Source organism: Pseudomonas frederiksbergensis, from assembly GCF_035751725.1.
GTDB classification, from domain to species: Bacteria; Pseudomonadota; Gammaproteobacteria; order Pseudomonadales; family Pseudomonadaceae; genus Aquipseudomonas; species Aquipseudomonas frederiksbergensis_A.
The window spans coordinates 4,592,331-4,607,383 of the sequence record NZ_CP142104.1 but is presented as its reverse complement, the minus strand read 5'-3'; the positions used below and the strand labels follow the sequence as shown (position 1 = coordinate 4,607,383).

The following is a 15,053-nucleotide window of genomic DNA, read 5'->3' as shown; positions in this document are numbered from 1 at the left end:
GCATGCATCCTCAAGGCGAAAGTAGGTAGCCGCTGCGGTAGGCCTCGGTGCCGGCGACATGGGCGATGACCATGCCGGCGGTGGCCATGCGGCGCAGCGAGCGGGCGTACAGGAGCCCGGCGTTACGGCAATGAACGGGTGTGACGGTGTCGTTGACCGGGTCGATGATCTCGGCGATCAGTTGCCCCGCCTCCATGTATTCGCCGGGCAGGGCGCTGTAGACCAGCAGCCCGCCGACCGGCGTCGCCACCGGTTCGACGGCTGCCAACGGCGTGGCCGGGTAGGGCAGGTCGGGCAACGGCACCGGTTCGCCGTCGATGGCACCGAAGTGGATCAAGTATTCGATCAGTGCCTGGCAGTCGAGGCTCGCCAAGCCATGGTTGACGTCTCCCTGGCCACGCAACTCGACAGTGACCGAAAAGCTGCCCAGGGGAATCTCGAATCGCTCGCCAAAACGTTCCTTGAGTTGCCACCAGAGCAGCGTGAAGCATTCGTCGAACGACTGGCCGCCCGAATCGGTCGCCAGCAGGCTGGCTTCGGCACCGATATAACGCGCCAGCGGCTCGACCTTCGGCCAGGCTTCGGGCGTGGTGTAGAGGTGGGCCACGGCTTCGAAATCGCAATGCAGGTCGAGCACCATGTCGGCATCGCAGGCGAGTCGCTGCAGGACCAGGCGCTGGGATTGCAATTGCGTACTGGCGGTCTGCCGATTCAGGGCGTCGCGCAGGCTGGTGCGGATCAGCTGCAGGTTGTGCTGCGGATCGTCGGTCAGCAGACCTTCGATTTCGTTGCCGATCTCTTCGCTCAGGTCGACGAAGCGGCGGTTGAAATTCTGTCCACTCTCCAACTCGTAGCGGCCCAGGGGCACATCCATCAGCACTTGTTCAAGGCCGATGGGGTTGGCGACCGGCACCAGCACGATTTCGTGCCGCAGATGGCCGGATGCCTCGAGTTCGGCCAGGCGCTGCTTGAGGTGCCAGGCCACGAGCATGCCGGGCAGCTCATCGGCGTGCAGGGACGATTGGATATAAATCTTGCCATCGGCTTTTTCCGGGCCGAAGTGAAAGCTGTGGATCTTGCGTGCGGTCCCCGGCAGCGGGGCCAGCAGGTCATGGATCTGGTGGCGCATTTACGTGTATGTCCTGAACGGAAGCCTTAGTGGGTCGGCCCGAGGAAGGCCAGCCAGCGGCGCTCGGCGAGGCGGAAGAGGCCCACCAGTGCAAACGTGACGGTCAGGTAGATCAACGCGGCGATCCCGAACGACTGGAACGTCAGGAACGTGGCCGAGTTGGCATCCCGCGCGACTTTCAACACGTCTGGAACGGTAGCGGTGAACGCCACGGTCGTCGAGTGCAGCATCAGGATCACTTCGTTGCTGTAATACGGCAGCGAGCGACGCAGGGCCGACGGCATGATCACGTAGGCGTAGAGTTTCCAGCCGGTCAGGCCGTAAGCCTTGGCCGCTTCGACTTCGCCATGGTTCATGCTGCGGATCGCCCCGGCGAAAATCTCCGTGGTGTAGGCGCAGGTGTTCAAGGCGAAGGCCAGGATCGTGCAGTTCATCGCGTCGCGAAAGAAACTGTCGAGCACCGGTTGGGCGCGCACCGCCTCGATGCTGTAGATGCCGGTGTAGCAGATCAGCAGTTGGATGTAGAGCGGCGTGCCACGGAACAGGTAGGTATAGAACTGCACGGGCCAACGAACGTAGAACTTGGGTGAAACCCGGGCGATTGACAGCGGGATCGATACCACGAAGCCGATCAGCAACGAAGCGCTGAGCAGCCACAGGGTCATCGCCAGGCCGGTGATGTGGACGCCGTCGCTGTAGAGGAACGGTCGCCAGTATTCCTGCAGGAGTTCGATCATCGCACGGCCTCCCGGGCTCCAGCGGCGTAGCGGCGTTCAAGCCAGCGCAGGATGACATTGGATGCGCTGGTGATCAGCAGATAGATCAGCGCCGCGAGCACCAGGAAGTAGAACAGCTGGTAGGTACTCTTGCCCGCGTCCTGGGCCGCCTTGACCAGGTCTGCCAGGCCGATGATCGACACCAGGGCGGTGGCCTTGAGCATCACCATCCAGTTGTTGCCAATGCCCGGCAGGGCAAAGCGCATCATTTGCGGGAACACCACGTAGCGGAAACGCTGGCCACGCTTGAGGCCATAGGCCGTGGCCGCTTCAACCTGCCCGCGCGGCACGGCGAGGATCGCGCCGCGAAAGGTTTCGGTGAAATACGCGCCATAAATGAAGCCCAGGGTGATCACCCCGGCGCCGAATGGGTTGATCTCGATGTATTCCCATTCCATGAAATCAGTAAAGGAAGTCAGCCAGGTTTGCAGGCTGTAGAAAATCAGCAGCATCAGCACCAGGTCGGGTACGCCGCGAATCAGCGTGGTGTAGAGCTGGGCTGGAATACGCAGCAGCTTGACGCTGGACAGCTTGGCGCTGGCGCCCAGCAGGCCGAGCAGGACGCTTAAGAGCAAGGACAGGGCAGAAAGCTTGATCGTCATCCAGGTGCCTTGCATCAGCAGCGGGCCAAAGCCCTTCAGGCTGAAGGCCGAGAGCCCCAGATTTTGTAGGAGTTGTTCAAACATGGAGGATGCCTTGGGCAGAAAAAAAGTGCCCACCCGAAACCGGATGGGCACCGCGCATTATTTGCCGCTGTACAGATTCAGATCGCCAAAGTGTTTTTTCTGGATTTCGGCGTACTTGCCGTCGTCGTGTAACGCTTTGATACCTTTATCCAAAAGTGCCTTCAGCTCTTTGTTACCTTTCTTGATACCGATAGCCGTCTTGGATGGCAGCAGTTCGCTGTCCACTGGCTTGCTGACTTCGTAGCCTTCGCCTTTTGGCGACTTCAGGAAGCCCAGTTCAGCCTGGAGCATGTCCTGGATCGCGGCATCGAGACGGCCCGAGGTCAGGTCAGCGTAGACCTGGTCCTGGTTCTGGTAGGCCTGGGTCTTGACGCCGGCCTTGTCCAGCACGGCCTTGGCGTAGGCTTCCTGGATGGTGCCTTGCTCGTAGCCGACGGTCTTGCCCTTGAGCGAGGCAACGTCTTCGCTCAGGCCCGAACCTTTCTTGAATACATAAGCCGTTGGGCCGGAGAACAGCTCGCTGGAGAAGTCGATGACCTTTTCCCGGGCCGGGGTCACGGTCATGGAGGAGATCACACCGTCGAATTTATTGGCCTTGAGGCCCGGGATCATGCCGTCGAAATCACTCTCGACCCATCTGCATTTGACCTTCAGTTCTTCGCAGATCGCGTTGCCCAAGTCGATGTCGAACCCTACCAGGCTGCCGTCGGCGGCCTTGGATTCGAACGGGGCGTAGGACGGGTCGACACCAAAACGCAGTTCCTTGTATTCCTTGGCCGTGGCAGCGCCAGCAGCCATGCACAATGCCAGTGCAGAAAGGGTCAGCAGTGCTTTTTTCATTATTGAGTCCCTAAAACCAATTTGAGCGCTTGTGGCGCGTTGGATTGTTACCGGTGAAGGTCTGAACGGTATGACGGCATAAAGGTAGCAATTTCCGAACCATAGTGCCGAACAAGTGTTTTAAAAGCACTGGCGGCAGGAGACGGAACGCGATGGTGCGCGAGGGTGAGCGTACATCAAAAAGCGCACCGGGATGGAGCGTGCTGTTCATTGTCTCCGCGCTTTTGTGGCGAGGGAGCGTTGTTATTTCAGCAGGTCCTGAAGCGATGCCAGGGTGTCGGCTTCTTCGACGGTTTTATCCTGGCGCCAGCGCAACATCCGCGGGAAGCGCACGGCGATGCCGCTCTTGTGGCGCTTGGACAGGGCGATGCCTTCGAAGCCCAGCTCGAACACCAGGGTTGGCGTCACGCTGCTCACCGGGCCGAATTTTTCCACGGTGGTCTTGCGCACGATGCTGTCGACCTGACGCATCTCTGCATCGGTCAGCCCGGAATAGGCCTTGGCGAAAGGCACCAGCGTGCGTTCGCGACTGCCCGGTGGGTTGTCCCACACGGCGAAGGTGTAGTCGCTGTACAGGCTGGCGCGTCGGCCATGGCCGCGTTGGGCGTAGATCAGCACCGCATCGACGCTGAACGGATCGATCTTCCATTTCCACCACACCCCCATGTCCTTGGTCCGACCGACGCCGTACAGCGCGTCGCGCGCCTTGAGCATCATGCCTTCGACGCCGAGGCTGCGGGAGGCTTCGCGCTGGCGGGCGAGGTCGAGCCAGTCCCGGCCGGTCACGACGGGCGACGGCAACAGGACCGGGCTGTGGCAGCGGGCAACCAGTGTTTCCAGCTGTTCGCGACGCTCGGCCTGGGGGCGGCTGCGCCAGTCCTCGCCTTGCCATTCCAGCAAGTCATAGGCCATTACTACCACGGGGGCGTCTTCGAGGATTTTCTTGCCCAGGGTCTTGCGGCCGATGCGTTGTTGCAACAAAGCGAAGGGTTGCACCGCCGGTTGCAGCGGTGCCTGCGGGTCGAAGGCGTCCTCGGTGGCCGCTTGCGGGGCTTTCCAGACCACAATTTCGCCGTCGATCACCGTGCCGTCGGGCAACGCCTGGACCAGTGGGTGCAATTCCGGGAATCGCTCCGTGACAAGGTCCTCGCCGCGAGACCAGACCCACAAGTGGCCATCGCGCTTGATCACCTGGGCGCGGATCCCGTCCCATTTCCATTCCACCTGCCAATCGCTGGCCGGCCCCAGCAGGGCGTCGAATTGCTCCACCGGTTGCGACAAGGCGTGTGCCAGGAAAAACGGATAAGGCTGGCCGCCGCGCTGGGCATGTTCATCATCGGACTCGACGGCGATCAGCTTGAGGTAGCTGGCCGCCGTGGGGCGATGGGACAGATCGGTGTAGCCCACCAATCGTTGGGCCACCCGTTTGCTGTCCAGCCCGGCCATGCTCGCCAGGGCCCGGGTGACCAACAGCTTGGACACGCCGACGCGGAAACTGCCGGTGATGAGCTTGATGCAGAGCATCAGGCTCGGCCGGTCGAGCTGCGCCCACAGCGCCGGAAGCCGTTCAGCCAGGACCTCGGGCGTTTCACCGCGCAGGGGCAGCAGTTTGTCTTCGATCCACAGTGCCAGGCCTTCGTCGGAGCTGTAGGGCGATTCGGGCAGGACCAGGGAAATGGTCTCGGCCAGGTCGCCCACGGCCTGGTAACTTTCCTCGAACAGCCAGAGCGACAACCCGGACACCCAGACCGCCAACTCCCGAAGGATCTTCACCGGTACCAACTGCCGTGGACGGCCACCGGAAAGGAAATACACTGCCCACGCGGCATCTTCCGGCGGAGCCTGGCTGAAATAATCTTGCATGGCGGCAAGCTTGGCGTTGCTGGAGGTGGTGGCGTCCAGTTCAGCGTAGAGCTCGGCGAAGGCCTTCATGAAGCCTCCTCGCCACTGGCGGGCGCCTGGGCAAGGTCTTCTTCGTCGTCGCCGTACTCGGTGGTGAAACCCTGGGCGTCGAGGCCTTGTTCGCAGAGATGGCGCACCAGCACGGCGACCGATCCGTGGGTGACCATGACTCGCTCGGCGCCGGTCTGTTCGATAGCCCAGAGCAGACCGGGCCAATCGGCGTGATCGGAGAGCACGAAGCCGCGATCGACGCCGCGGCGCCGACGGGTACCGCGCAAGCGCATCCAGCCACTGGCGAAGGCGTCGCTGTAATCACCAAAACGACGCATCCAACTGCTGCCACCGGCGGAAGGCGGGGCGATGACCAGCGCCTGGCTCACGATCGGGTCATTCTTTTTGAAATCGCCAGCGTATAGGGTTGGCGGCAGTTGAATGCCTGCTTCGCGATAGACCCGATTCAGCGGCTCCACCGCACCGTGGGCGAGGATCGGCCCGAGGCTGGCATCGATGCCGTGGAGAATCCGCTGGGCCTTGCCGAAGGAATAGCAAAACAAGACGCTGGCCCGGCCGGCGGCGATGTTCCCGCTCCACCACTGGTTGATTTCCTCGAAGACCTGCGCCTGGGGCTGCCAGCGATAGATCGGCAGGCCGAAGGTGGATTCGGTGATGAACGTATGGCATTTCACCGGCTCGAACGGTGCGCAAGTGCCGTCGGGCTCGACTTTGTAGTCCCCCGAGGCGACCCACACTTCGCCCTCGTATTCCAACCTGACCTGGGCCGAGCCCAGCACATGGCCGGCGGGATGAAAGCTCAGGGTCACGCCGTGATGTTGCAAGGGTTCGCCATACGGCAGGGTTTGCAGGTTGATGTCCTGGCCCAGTCGCGAGCGGAGAATGCCTTCGCCGGGTGCCGCGGTCAGGTAGTGCTGGTTGCCGCCACGGGCATGGTCGCCGTGGGCGTGGGTGATGACCGAGCGCTCCACCGGGCGCCACGGGTCGATGTAGAAATCTCCTGGCGGACAGTACAGGCCTTCGGGGCGGGCAATGACAAGATCCATGCGGTCACCGGGGCGATGGGCTTGTCAGGTAGAGGCGGGGGCGGGGGGAGAAGTTCGATCGGGTTGGGGGGGGAGTACTGTCGGGAGGTTTTTATTTCAGGCTCACCCAGTCATCGTGGCGAGGGAGCTTGCTCCCGCTCGGCTGCACAGCAGTCGCAAAAAGGGGCCGCTACGCGATCCAGCAAGCTCCCTCGCCACGGTGGTAAATATCCGTCTATTTACCGGGCACCAACGTCAACCGCGTCTTGCCATACCCGCGATCAAAGTTCTGCGGTTGCATTGGCAGGCTTTGATATTGGGCCTTGATCCACGGATCGATGCCATTGAGGTAGTTCGGGCTGGCCGGGTTGCCCGATTGACCGGCGCCGCCCTGGATCGTCAACGGCTCCGGTTGGCTGAAATCGACGATAAAGCGCAGGGCAGGTGCCATGGCCGTATTGAATTCCTGGCCCCAGGCGAACGCGGCGCCATTGAGCGTGGTGCCATCACCGCCGGCCGCCAGCGGGCCGCGTACGACCTGGCCATTGCTGTTTTTCCACTCATAGCGATGCAGTTTGCCCCACTGCCAGGCGCTGCGATCGCTGCCCAATTGGCTCTCGCCTACGGTGATCGCCGCTGCCAGGCTGCGAGCCAGGATCACAGCCTTGTCTTCTTTCTGCGGGGTGCGCACGTCGTCCCAGAACGGGCTGTCCTCGCGACCGAGCAGGTGATCGGCCTGGGCCGAATAGGACCGTTGGCCGTTTGCCACGAGCGCTTTCCATGCCGGGCTGCTTTCCGGGCCCAGTTCGTCGAGGAACGTCTGTTTCATGCTTTCTTGCAGGAAGAGCTCGTAGATGGCCGCGTCGGTGGACACCGGGCTGAGCCGGCCATCGAACGCCATCAGCCGGGTGTAGGCCTCGCGCGCCTTGGCCCGGTCCGCCACCGGCAAGGCCTCGATCGCCTGTTTCAGGGGCTGGGCCATGCCGGGGGCTTCGAAGACTTTCTTGAGTTTGGCCGCGAAGGTCGTGGTCTGGTCATATTGCATGGCGCTCAGGCTGCGGGCGTCGTGCTTGCCGGCGCCGGCCAGTTCGGCCAGGCGCTCGCCACGCTCCGGCGCCGCCCAGGAGTTGGACAATTGCATGCCGTAGCCATGGGGAATGACCCGCTGGTTGGTAGTGCCGAGCCACCCTTGGGCCGGGTCCTGGTCGTAGGGGTGCAGCATCGGGTCGGCATAACCGTCCCAGTCATAGCGACCCTCCCAGCCGGGCGATGGCAGCAGCCCCTCGCCTTCACGGCGGTTGGGGTAACGACCGGTCACTTGCCAGCCGATATTGCGCGCGTCGGCAAACACCATGTTCACCGCCAGGGCGCGAATCTCCCGGCTGGCATCCGAGGCTTTCTCGACGTTTTGCGAGCGCGACAGATCGAAGAACGCATCCAGGGTCTTGTCGTCGGTGAAGTTCGGCAGTTGCAAGGCCAGCCCCAGGCCGTTGACCATGGCCGGGCCCTGGGCGCTGTTGAGCAAGGGGCCGTGGCGGGTTTCGTACACCGCTTCACGAATGGACCGCTGACCCTTGATGAAATAGGTTTCATTGCGTACGGTCACCGGCTGCCATTTGCCATTGACTTCGTAGGACAGGCCATTGCCCTGGCGTCGGATTTTTTCCAGGAACAGGTCCTGGTTGTCGCCCAGGACGCTGGTCATGCTCCACGCCACGTGGCCGTTGAAGCCCGCGAGGATCATCGGAATCCCTGCCACGGAAAGCCCGGCCGCCTGGTACTTGGGCGCGCGGATCTGCACTGGGCTCCAGAGCGACGGCACGCCCAGCGGGCCTTGACTGTCGCTGGCCAGCAGGCTTTTGCCGTTGCGGCTGCGTTGCGGGGCGATGGCCCAGTTGCTTGAAAACGCTGCGCCCAACAGGTTCAGGCCGGCCAACTGGGCGCCAGCCTTGCTGATGTCGTCCAGGCCGGGAACCTGGCCATTGAGCCGGACGCCCTGAAGCTTGTCGGCTTCCGCCACGGGCAGCGGCTCATCCGGGTAGGACGGGCTCAGCCAGGCCAGTTTGTCGTTGGTGACGGTCTGGGCCAGCACCAGGGTGGCGATTTCTTCCGGCAAGTTGGCCGATTGGCTGAAATTCAGCAGACAGAACAGCAGCGCCGAGTCTTCGGGTTTCCAGTATTCGGGTTTATAGCCGGTGGCCGCCAAGTCTGCCGGCAACTTGTCCCGATAGCGGAACAGGTAGGCGTTGACGCCGCGGGCATAGACTTCAAAGAAACGCTTGAGGCGTGGCGATGACGCCTTGTACAGCTCGTCGGCGCTTTTCTTCAGGTTCACCGCCCGCATGTAACGGTCGATATCCAGTCGTTCGGCACCGGACATTTCCGCCAGCCGGCCTTGGGCAAGCAGGCGCAGGGTCGCCATCTGCGTGATCCGATCGCTGGCGTGGACATAGCCGAGGGCGAACAGGGCGTCGTGGAAACTGTTGCTTTCGATCAGCGGCATGCCCATGGCGTTGCGCCGGACCGAGACATTCTGCGCCAGCCCCTTGAGCGGTTGCACGCCGATGGTGGGCGGGACAGTGTCCTGGGTGTTCCAGGCTTGGCAACCGCTCAAGCCGAGCACGCTGGCCACTGCTGCGGCAACGCCGAGCTTGGGAATGAAAGAAATAGAGGCTGGCGAGGCCATGGCAAAGCTCCTGCGGGAGGGGGTGGCACCAATAAAGGCGCTACGTTAGTGAGCAGGAGAAGGGCGCGCAAGCGGGTGGTGGGTTATTTATCGATTTGCCGATGAAAGCCAGCGGCGAAGCCCGCGAGCCGGTATTCGTTTTTGTTCGAAGACTTGCCTGCGGCAGGGCGTGATGCTCAAGTGTGGGCATTCAATGACCGCCCAAGGGAAACCGGCATGGAGCTACAGCACGACGCAGCGCTGATCCTCATCGATCAGCAAAAAGGCATTCTTCACCCCAGGCTTGGGCCTCGCAACAACCCCGAGGCAGAGCTGCGCATGCTGGAACTGCTGGTTTTCTGGCGAGGCACGGCGCGGCCGGTGATTCACGTCCATCACTTGTCCCGCTCACCGGACTCGGTTTTCTGGCCAGGGCAATCGGGCGTGGAGGTCCAGCCACGGTTCGCACCCTTGGCCGGGGAAAGGTTGGTCGAGAAGCAGGTGCCGGATGCCTTTTGCGGCACGACGCTGGAGGCTGATTTGCGCAGTGCCGGAATCGGACAACTGGTGATCGTAGGCGTTGCAACGAACAATTCGGTGGAATCCACCGCTCGCACGGCCGGTAACCTTGGGTTCGACACCTGGGTGGCGGAGGACGCCTGCTTCACCTTCGACAAGGCCGATTACTTCGGCAATGCCCGTTCGGCTGCCGAGGTGCATGGGATGTCCCTGGCGAATCTGCACGGGGAATACGCGACGGTGGGGAGTGTGAAGCAGATTTTGCAGGCGGGAGAATAGATGGGAGGTGTATGGGCAGGTCTCATCGCGAGCATGCTCGCGATGACGGTCTGGCGGGCAAAAAGATCTTTAGCCATCAAGCCCCGTGGCACTTCTTGAATTTCTTGCCGTTGCCGCAAGGGCAAGGATCGTTGCGGCCTACGTCCTTCAGGGCGTTGCGCACGGGCTCCTGGTGAGCGTGGCCGCAGTTCGGGCCGTGGACATGGCCGTGATCATGATCGTGGTGATGGTCATGATCATGGTTGCAATCAGGGCCGTGGACATGGGGTTGCTGGGTCATCGGGGTTACTCCGCAATTAAATCGGCGGCGATTATCACGCCATTGCGCTTCAGGTGCACGTAGTGGGCGATGAATAAACCGGTTTCCAGCTCACCTTCCAGGCGATAGGGGATCTGCTCCCGGGGTTTTTCCAGCAGCTTCACCACCTCCCGCACCTGCGGCCACAGGTTGGTGCGAACCGGCACCTTGAAATAACCGCTGTGTCCTGGGCCGACCGTGAACCAGTGCTCATGTTCGCCTTCGGTCAGCAAGAGATCGCCCAAATGGACCCGGTAGGTCAGGCCGCGCACGGTGAGATCGCCGTCGCCGGGGTTGTCGACGCGAAAGTGCAGCATGAACCGCTGTTCCACCAGGCGCGCCCGCACCACCTCGACCTTGACCAGGTGAACTTGTGGTTCAGGGCCTTCGTCACCTCGCCAGGACGCACAACCGCCGAGTCCGACGAACAGTAGCAGGCAAATGACGCGTAGCCATTGGGATGTGTGGGTCATTGTCCGTGCCTCTGGTTTAAACCCAGTCTAGTCCCCCCGGCCAGCGGACGAGCGTCGGACGTTTCCGAAATCAGCGATTGAAATAACCGGCGCAGCATTTTTTGAATTTATGCCCGCTGCCACACGGGCAACCATCGTTGCGGCCGATCTTGATCGGCACGGTGGGGTCGATGAAGTACCAACGCCCTCCGTTTTGCACGAACGAGGACTGTTCGCGATGGCTGTGCTCTCCCTGGCCGTCGTGCCAGCGTGCGGTGAACGTGACGAAGGCGTGTTCCGGTTGGCCGCCGAACACTTCGCTGCTTTCCACTTCAAGCCCCAGCCAGGTGCTCCTGGCACTCCATTCGCTGATCGACTGGCGATCGAGGCCATCCTGCTGGGCTGGCAGGGTGGTGCTGACCAGGTAGTCCACCAGGCCCAGCACATAGGCGCTGTAGCGCGAGCGCATCAGCGCTTCGGCGCAGGGGGCGGGGTGGCCGTCATGGTAACGGCCGCAGCAGGCATCCAATGGGTTGCCACTGCCACAAGGGCAAATGGTCGTGTGCAGGCTTGTATCCACAGCTACCACCAATATTTTCCAAAATTTTCGGGGTTAGCCCAAAAGCGTGAGTTGAGCCAGTCGGGGACCTGCTTGTATTCAAGCAGATCGTAGGTAAACAGGGTCAATACCTGGTCCTCGCGCTGGAACCGCTCGCTGGCTTGCAGGGCCAGGGAAAAAAAGTCCGTTTCTTGCCAGCCGCAGGCGTTGAGGTCGGCCAGTACCGCAATCCGGCTGGCGTTGAGGTTACGGATGCCGCCCAACAGGTTCAGACCGTCGCGCTTGGGCAAATGCTCCAGGCAATCGAGCGCAAGGGCCAGGTCGAAACGCCTCGCCGCCACGTCCGCCGGCAGCGCGCCGGGGCCGGCATGGACCACTTCGGTACCGGGATGGGCCTGCTGGAACGCCTCCAGGGCCGGAAAGCTCCCGGCGCCGATCAGCAGCAGCGTTTGCGGGGCGTAACGGTCAAGCACGGCGGCCAGGGCTTGCTGGGGTGTACGCGAAGAAATGGCAACGGTCATTAAAGTTCCTCAATCAGAACTGCCACGATAGCGTGCGCTGGGATCCCGGCCTAGAGCGGTTGTCATTAAAACTCATCGAAACGCCGCAAACACGGGCCCAAACTGGATGTGGCCAGCTGCTGGCGCAGATCGACAGTCGGGTCTTTACTCCCCTGAATCGGCGCAAAAGCCGATCCTTCAAGGAGAAAACCCGATGAGCATAGTTCGGACAGCGTTACCCCTGGTGCTGCTAACCAGCGTGTTGACTGGTTGCGCAGGTTTGCAGAAAACCGACTGGCCGACCTGCGCGGCCGTCGGGGGGGCAATCGGTGCTGGGTTAGGCGCCATAGAAAGTACTTCCTGGGCGGGCGGCGGCGCTTTGTACGTGGGTGGCATGGCGGCGGCTTACTGCTGGGTGCATGGCGACGGCGATGAGGACGGCGACGGTGTTCCGGACAGCCGCGACAAATGCCCGGGCACACCGAAGGGCGTGCAGGTCGACGCCGACGGTTGCCCACCTCCCGCCCCGGCGCCAATGGCCGAGGAACCGGTCGTGGTCAAGGAGGAAACCATCGTCGTGCGTGACGTGCATTTCGAATTCAACAAGGCCACGCTGACGTCGACTGATAAAGAAGTGTTGAACACCATTGCGACCCGGTTGAAGCAGGAAACCTCCACCGCGCAACTCAGTGTGACGGGCCATACCGACAGCGTCGGCAGCGATGCCTACAACCAGAAGCTGTCGGAAAAACGCGCCAATGCGGTGGTGCAGTACCTGATCGACAGCGGTGTGCCTCGCGCCAGTTTCGTCTCGGTGTCCGGCGCCGGGGAAAGCCAGCCGGTGGCGGACAACAAAACCGCTGATGGCCGGGCGATGAACCGCCGTACCGAAATCAAGATAAACCGCTGAAACCCTCGTGATCCGCGGCTTGTACAGTCGCGGATGCGGGTCTTTACTCCTGTGTGACCGGTATGGGCCGGTGACACAGGAGCATTCATCATGAAGGTCCTCATCAAGCTTGCCTTGCCGGTACTGCTCGCGAGCAGTTTGTTGTCCGGTTGCGCCACTCAAAGCGATGGCAGTGCACCACTCAATCAACGTACCTGGCCGATCTGCAGCCTGGTCGGCGGGCTCGTCGGCGGCGGGCTGGGCGCCATCGAAAGCACTGGCTGGGCAGCTGGCGGCGCCGCGTTGGGGCTGCTTGGCGCAGGCTTGATCTGTTACGCCCAGGATGGCGATGAAGACGACGATGGCGTGTTCGATCGTCGCGACCGTTGCCCCGACACGCCGGCCAACACGCCCGTTGAACACCACGGTTGCCCGTTGCCGCAATACCCCGCCAGCGCACCGCCGGACGAACCACAGATGCCGGGCAGTGAGGTCATTACCCTGAATGATGCCGGCAAGGTGCTGTTCGAATTCGATCAATCCGATCTCACTCCGGCGGCTCGAAGCCAGCTCGACGCATTGATGGACAAATTGAGCCACGCCAACGTCGCGAGCATCCGCGTGGTCGGCCATACCGACAGTGTCGGCACCGACGCCTATAACCAGGGGCTTTCCGAGCGCCGGGCCGGCAGCGTCGTGGAGTACCTGCTGACCCAAGGCTTGGCGCCGGCAAAAGTCACCAGTGAGGGCAAGGGCGAAAGCGAACCGGTGGCCGATAACGAGACCGATGAAGGTCGCGCCCAGAACCGTCGGGTCGAACTGCATATAAAGCGCTGATACCGTTGCTACAACGGGCCGGAGCGGTCGGTTCGCTAAATTAAATTTGCCCGGCCCTCTGGCTTATCCTTTGCGCGAGCCGTTACTGTTCACGCAAAGAATAATGTCGACCGGGGGGCTTATGAAGGTGTTTTGGGGGCTGGGGCGCTTGCTGACGCTGATGTTCTGGCTGGTAGTGCTGGTCAATCTGCTCTTACCGTTCGTCCATCCGCTGCACGTCCTGGTCAACCTCGCCGGGGCACTGCTGTTGGCGGTCCATTTGCTTGAGCTGTTGTTGTTCAGGGCACAATTTCGCGGGCGTCCCGCTCCGGGCCGTGATCGCCTCCGAGTGCTGTTGTTCGGCATCTTCCACTTGCAAACCCTTGCGACCGCGCCAGAGGCTTCCCATGCGTAAATTGTGTCTTCTCGCAGCATTTGTCTGTCCGTTGGCGTCTGCCCAAGTGGTCCAGGTAGAAAGCAACTCATTGATGCGCTTGCCGAACACGACCAGTTCGCTGGCCCTGGAGCGTTTGGAAGTGGCCGACTATGGCACGCTGTTGGTGCCTTCGAACGTAACGCAACTGTCCATCGCTGAGCTGCGCCTGGGGCGCGAGGCGCGTATTGCAATCGTGCCGGCGCAACAGGCATTGGACCTGAAGGTGAACCAGGCAGAACTGGACGAAGGCAGCCAGATCACCGCTCGCGGCGCGCCAGGCACCTATACGAACGCGGCGCGGCCGGGGCGTAATCTCAACCTGCGCTTCAATGTGTTGAACGCGCCGCTGTTGTCAGTGGATGCCCGTGGCGGGAGCGGTGCGCCAGGCTATGTGGGGCTCGACGGCGCCAACGGGCAAGCCCCGGGGTGTACCTGGGGTTCGGCAGGTCGCGGCGCCGACGGCAGCAATGGTGGCGACGGCCAGCCGGGCGCCGCAGGTGCGCTGGTGCGGCTCGAATTGCCCCGCACTTATCCCGATGAGCAGATCAAGGTCCAGGTGGACGGTGGTGCCGGCGGCAAGCCCGGGCACGGTGGCAAGCCCGGCGCAGGCGGGAAGGCCAAGGGATGCCTGGTCTATACCGCCGACGGTGGCAAGAGCGGTCGTCCTGGCGCCGATGGCCAGCCTGGGCCTGCCGGAGCGGCGGGCGCGGTGACGGTGCAGCGGTTCTGAATAAAACAGGAACCGGACCTGTGGGAGGCCAATGGGTTGTTTAGAACATTGGCCGCGCCGCGCCGATCGCCACCACGAGCAAGCCGATCAACAGATTGATACCTACCAATCGGCGAATCTTGCCCAGCATCGCCGCGCCCGTCGGCCAATCCTGGGCCGTCACGGCGGTGCGCAATGCCGGCAGTTGCAGGCCCTGGATGCGGATGAACAGGGCCGTCATCACGATATACAGCCCCATCATCACCTGGACATAACGTGGCGCGGTTTCGAAGCCGGCGAAGCGCATGTGGATCAGGCCCACGCCGCTGATCGGCAAAAGTACGACCGCCACCCAAACCCAGACGAAAAAACGCTGAAACACTTCTACCCATAGCTTGAGCCGGGCAGGGCCCTCCAGCGCCGTGATTGCGGCGGGGCGCAGGACCATCCAGGCGAAAAACATGCCGCCGACCCAGATCAGGGCCGCCAGTAAATGCAGGGTGTAGACGAGGGCAAAGGGTGTCATCGGGTCACTCCGTTCTGCGCAGGATTCATTAGCGG

17 protein-coding genes are annotated in these 15,053 nt (G+C 62.2%); 5 read left to right on the top strand and 12 right to left on the bottom strand.

Annotation, left to right across the window (positions count from 1 at the left end):
- Window positions 1-10 precede the first annotated feature (10 nt).
- From VQ575_RS20520 to VQ575_RS20490, 7 genes are all read right to left on the bottom strand, one after another.
- Entirely contained in the window at window positions 11-1,129 is a 1,119-nt protein-coding gene (locus VQ575_RS20520) for a succinylglutamate desuccinylase/aspartoacylase family protein (protein WP_039594496.1), read from the bottom strand.
- 26 nt (window positions 1,130-1,155) lie between these two features.
- Window positions 1,156-1,866 carry an ABC transporter permease gene (locus VQ575_RS20515; protein WP_039594495.1) on the bottom strand — a complete coding sequence of 237 codons (711 nt, stop codon included), beginning with the start codon at window positions 1,864-1,866 and terminating at the stop codon, window positions 1,156-1,158.
- Complete coding sequence (locus tag VQ575_RS20510; RefSeq protein ID WP_039594494.1) at window positions 1,863-2,591, bottom strand: ABC transporter permease; 729 nt, start codon at window positions 2,589-2,591, stop codon at window positions 1,863-1,865. Before VQ575_RS20510 ends, VQ575_RS20515 begins: the two co-directional genes overlap by 4 nt.
- A 57-nt stretch (window positions 2,592-2,648) precedes the next feature.
- Window positions 2,649-3,431 (bottom strand): transporter substrate-binding domain-containing protein, encoded by a 783-nt coding sequence (locus VQ575_RS20505; protein WP_039594493.1) that lies wholly within the window; start codon window positions 3,429-3,431, stop codon window positions 2,649-2,651.
- 243 nt (window positions 3,432-3,674) lie between these two features.
- On the bottom strand, window positions 3,675-5,363 hold the full coding sequence (locus tag VQ575_RS20500; protein WP_045155231.1) for an ATP-dependent DNA ligase: 1,689 nt from the start codon (window positions 5,361-5,363) through the stop codon (window positions 3,675-3,677).
- Complete coding sequence (locus tag VQ575_RS20495; protein ID WP_325918316.1) at window positions 5,360-6,391, bottom strand: ligase-associated DNA damage response exonuclease; 1,032 nt, start codon at window positions 6,389-6,391, stop codon at window positions 5,360-5,362. Before VQ575_RS20495 ends, VQ575_RS20500 begins: the two co-directional genes overlap by 4 nt.
- 214 nt (window positions 6,392-6,605) lie before the next feature.
- Window positions 6,606-9,056 carry a penicillin acylase family protein gene (locus tag VQ575_RS20490; protein WP_325918315.1) on the bottom strand — a complete coding sequence of 817 codons (2,451 nt, stop codon included), beginning with the start codon at window positions 9,054-9,056 and terminating at the stop codon, window positions 6,606-6,608.
- A gap of 216 nt (window positions 9,057-9,272) precedes the next feature.
- Between VQ575_RS20490 and VQ575_RS20485 the strand changes: the two genes are divergently transcribed.
- Window positions 9,273-9,833, top strand: coding sequence for a cysteine hydrolase family protein (locus tag VQ575_RS20485; protein WP_039594489.1), 561 nt, complete (start codon window positions 9,273-9,275; stop codon window positions 9,831-9,833).
- Between the two features lie 76 nt (window positions 9,834-9,909).
- Here VQ575_RS20485 and VQ575_RS20480 read toward each other — a convergent pair whose 3' ends face one another.
- The 4 genes from VQ575_RS20480 to VQ575_RS20465 form a co-directional block, all read right to left on the bottom strand.
- Entirely contained in the window at window positions 9,910-10,113 is a 204-nt protein-coding gene (locus tag VQ575_RS20480; RefSeq protein ID WP_003198420.1) for an SEC-C metal-binding domain-containing protein, read from the bottom strand.
- Between the two features lie 5 nt (window positions 10,114-10,118).
- Window positions 10,119-10,604, bottom strand: a complete 486-nt coding sequence (locus VQ575_RS20475; protein ID WP_039594488.1) for an LEA/WHy family protein — start codon at window positions 10,602-10,604, stop codon at window positions 10,119-10,121.
- A gap of 70 nt (window positions 10,605-10,674) precedes the next feature.
- Window positions 10,675-11,151, bottom strand: a complete 477-nt coding sequence (locus VQ575_RS20470; RefSeq protein WP_039594509.1) for a YchJ family protein — start codon at window positions 11,149-11,151, stop codon at window positions 10,675-10,677.
- A 14-nt stretch (window positions 11,152-11,165) separates the two neighbouring features.
- On the bottom strand, window positions 11,166-11,663 hold the full coding sequence (locus VQ575_RS20465) for a DUF6231 family protein (RefSeq protein ID WP_039594487.1): 498 nt from the start codon (window positions 11,661-11,663) through the stop codon (window positions 11,166-11,168).
- A 193-nt stretch (window positions 11,664-11,856) separates the two neighbouring features.
- On the opposite strand from VQ575_RS20465, the gene VQ575_RS20460 reads away from it, so the two are divergent.
- The 4 genes from VQ575_RS20460 (at window position 11,857) to VQ575_RS20445 (ending at window position 14,513) form a co-directional block, all read left to right on the top strand.
- Complete coding sequence (locus VQ575_RS20460; protein ID WP_045155236.1) at window positions 11,857-12,552, top strand: OmpA family protein; 696 nt, start codon at window positions 11,857-11,859, stop codon at window positions 12,550-12,552.
- Window positions 12,553-12,642: 90 nt separating this feature from the next.
- Window positions 12,643-13,368 (top strand): OmpA family protein, encoded by a 726-nt coding sequence (locus tag VQ575_RS20455; protein ID WP_325918314.1) that lies wholly within the window; start codon window positions 12,643-12,645, stop codon window positions 13,366-13,368.
- A gap of 121 nt (window positions 13,369-13,489) precedes the next feature.
- Window positions 13,490-13,762 (top strand): DUF1145 domain-containing protein, encoded by a 273-nt coding sequence (locus VQ575_RS20450; RefSeq protein ID WP_325918313.1) that lies wholly within the window; start codon window positions 13,490-13,492, stop codon window positions 13,760-13,762.
- Entirely contained in the window at window positions 13,755-14,513 is a 759-nt protein-coding gene (locus VQ575_RS20445) for a hypothetical protein (RefSeq protein ID WP_045155239.1), read from the top strand. Before VQ575_RS20450 ends, VQ575_RS20445 begins: the two co-directional genes overlap by 8 nt.
- Before the next feature lie 40 nt (window positions 14,514-14,553).
- Here VQ575_RS20445 and VQ575_RS20440 read toward each other — a convergent pair whose 3' ends face one another.
- On the bottom strand, window positions 14,554-15,018 hold the full coding sequence (locus VQ575_RS20440) for a CopD family protein (protein WP_198725132.1): 465 nt from the start codon (window positions 15,016-15,018) through the stop codon (window positions 14,554-14,556).
- Window positions 15,019-15,053 lie beyond the last annotated feature (35 nt).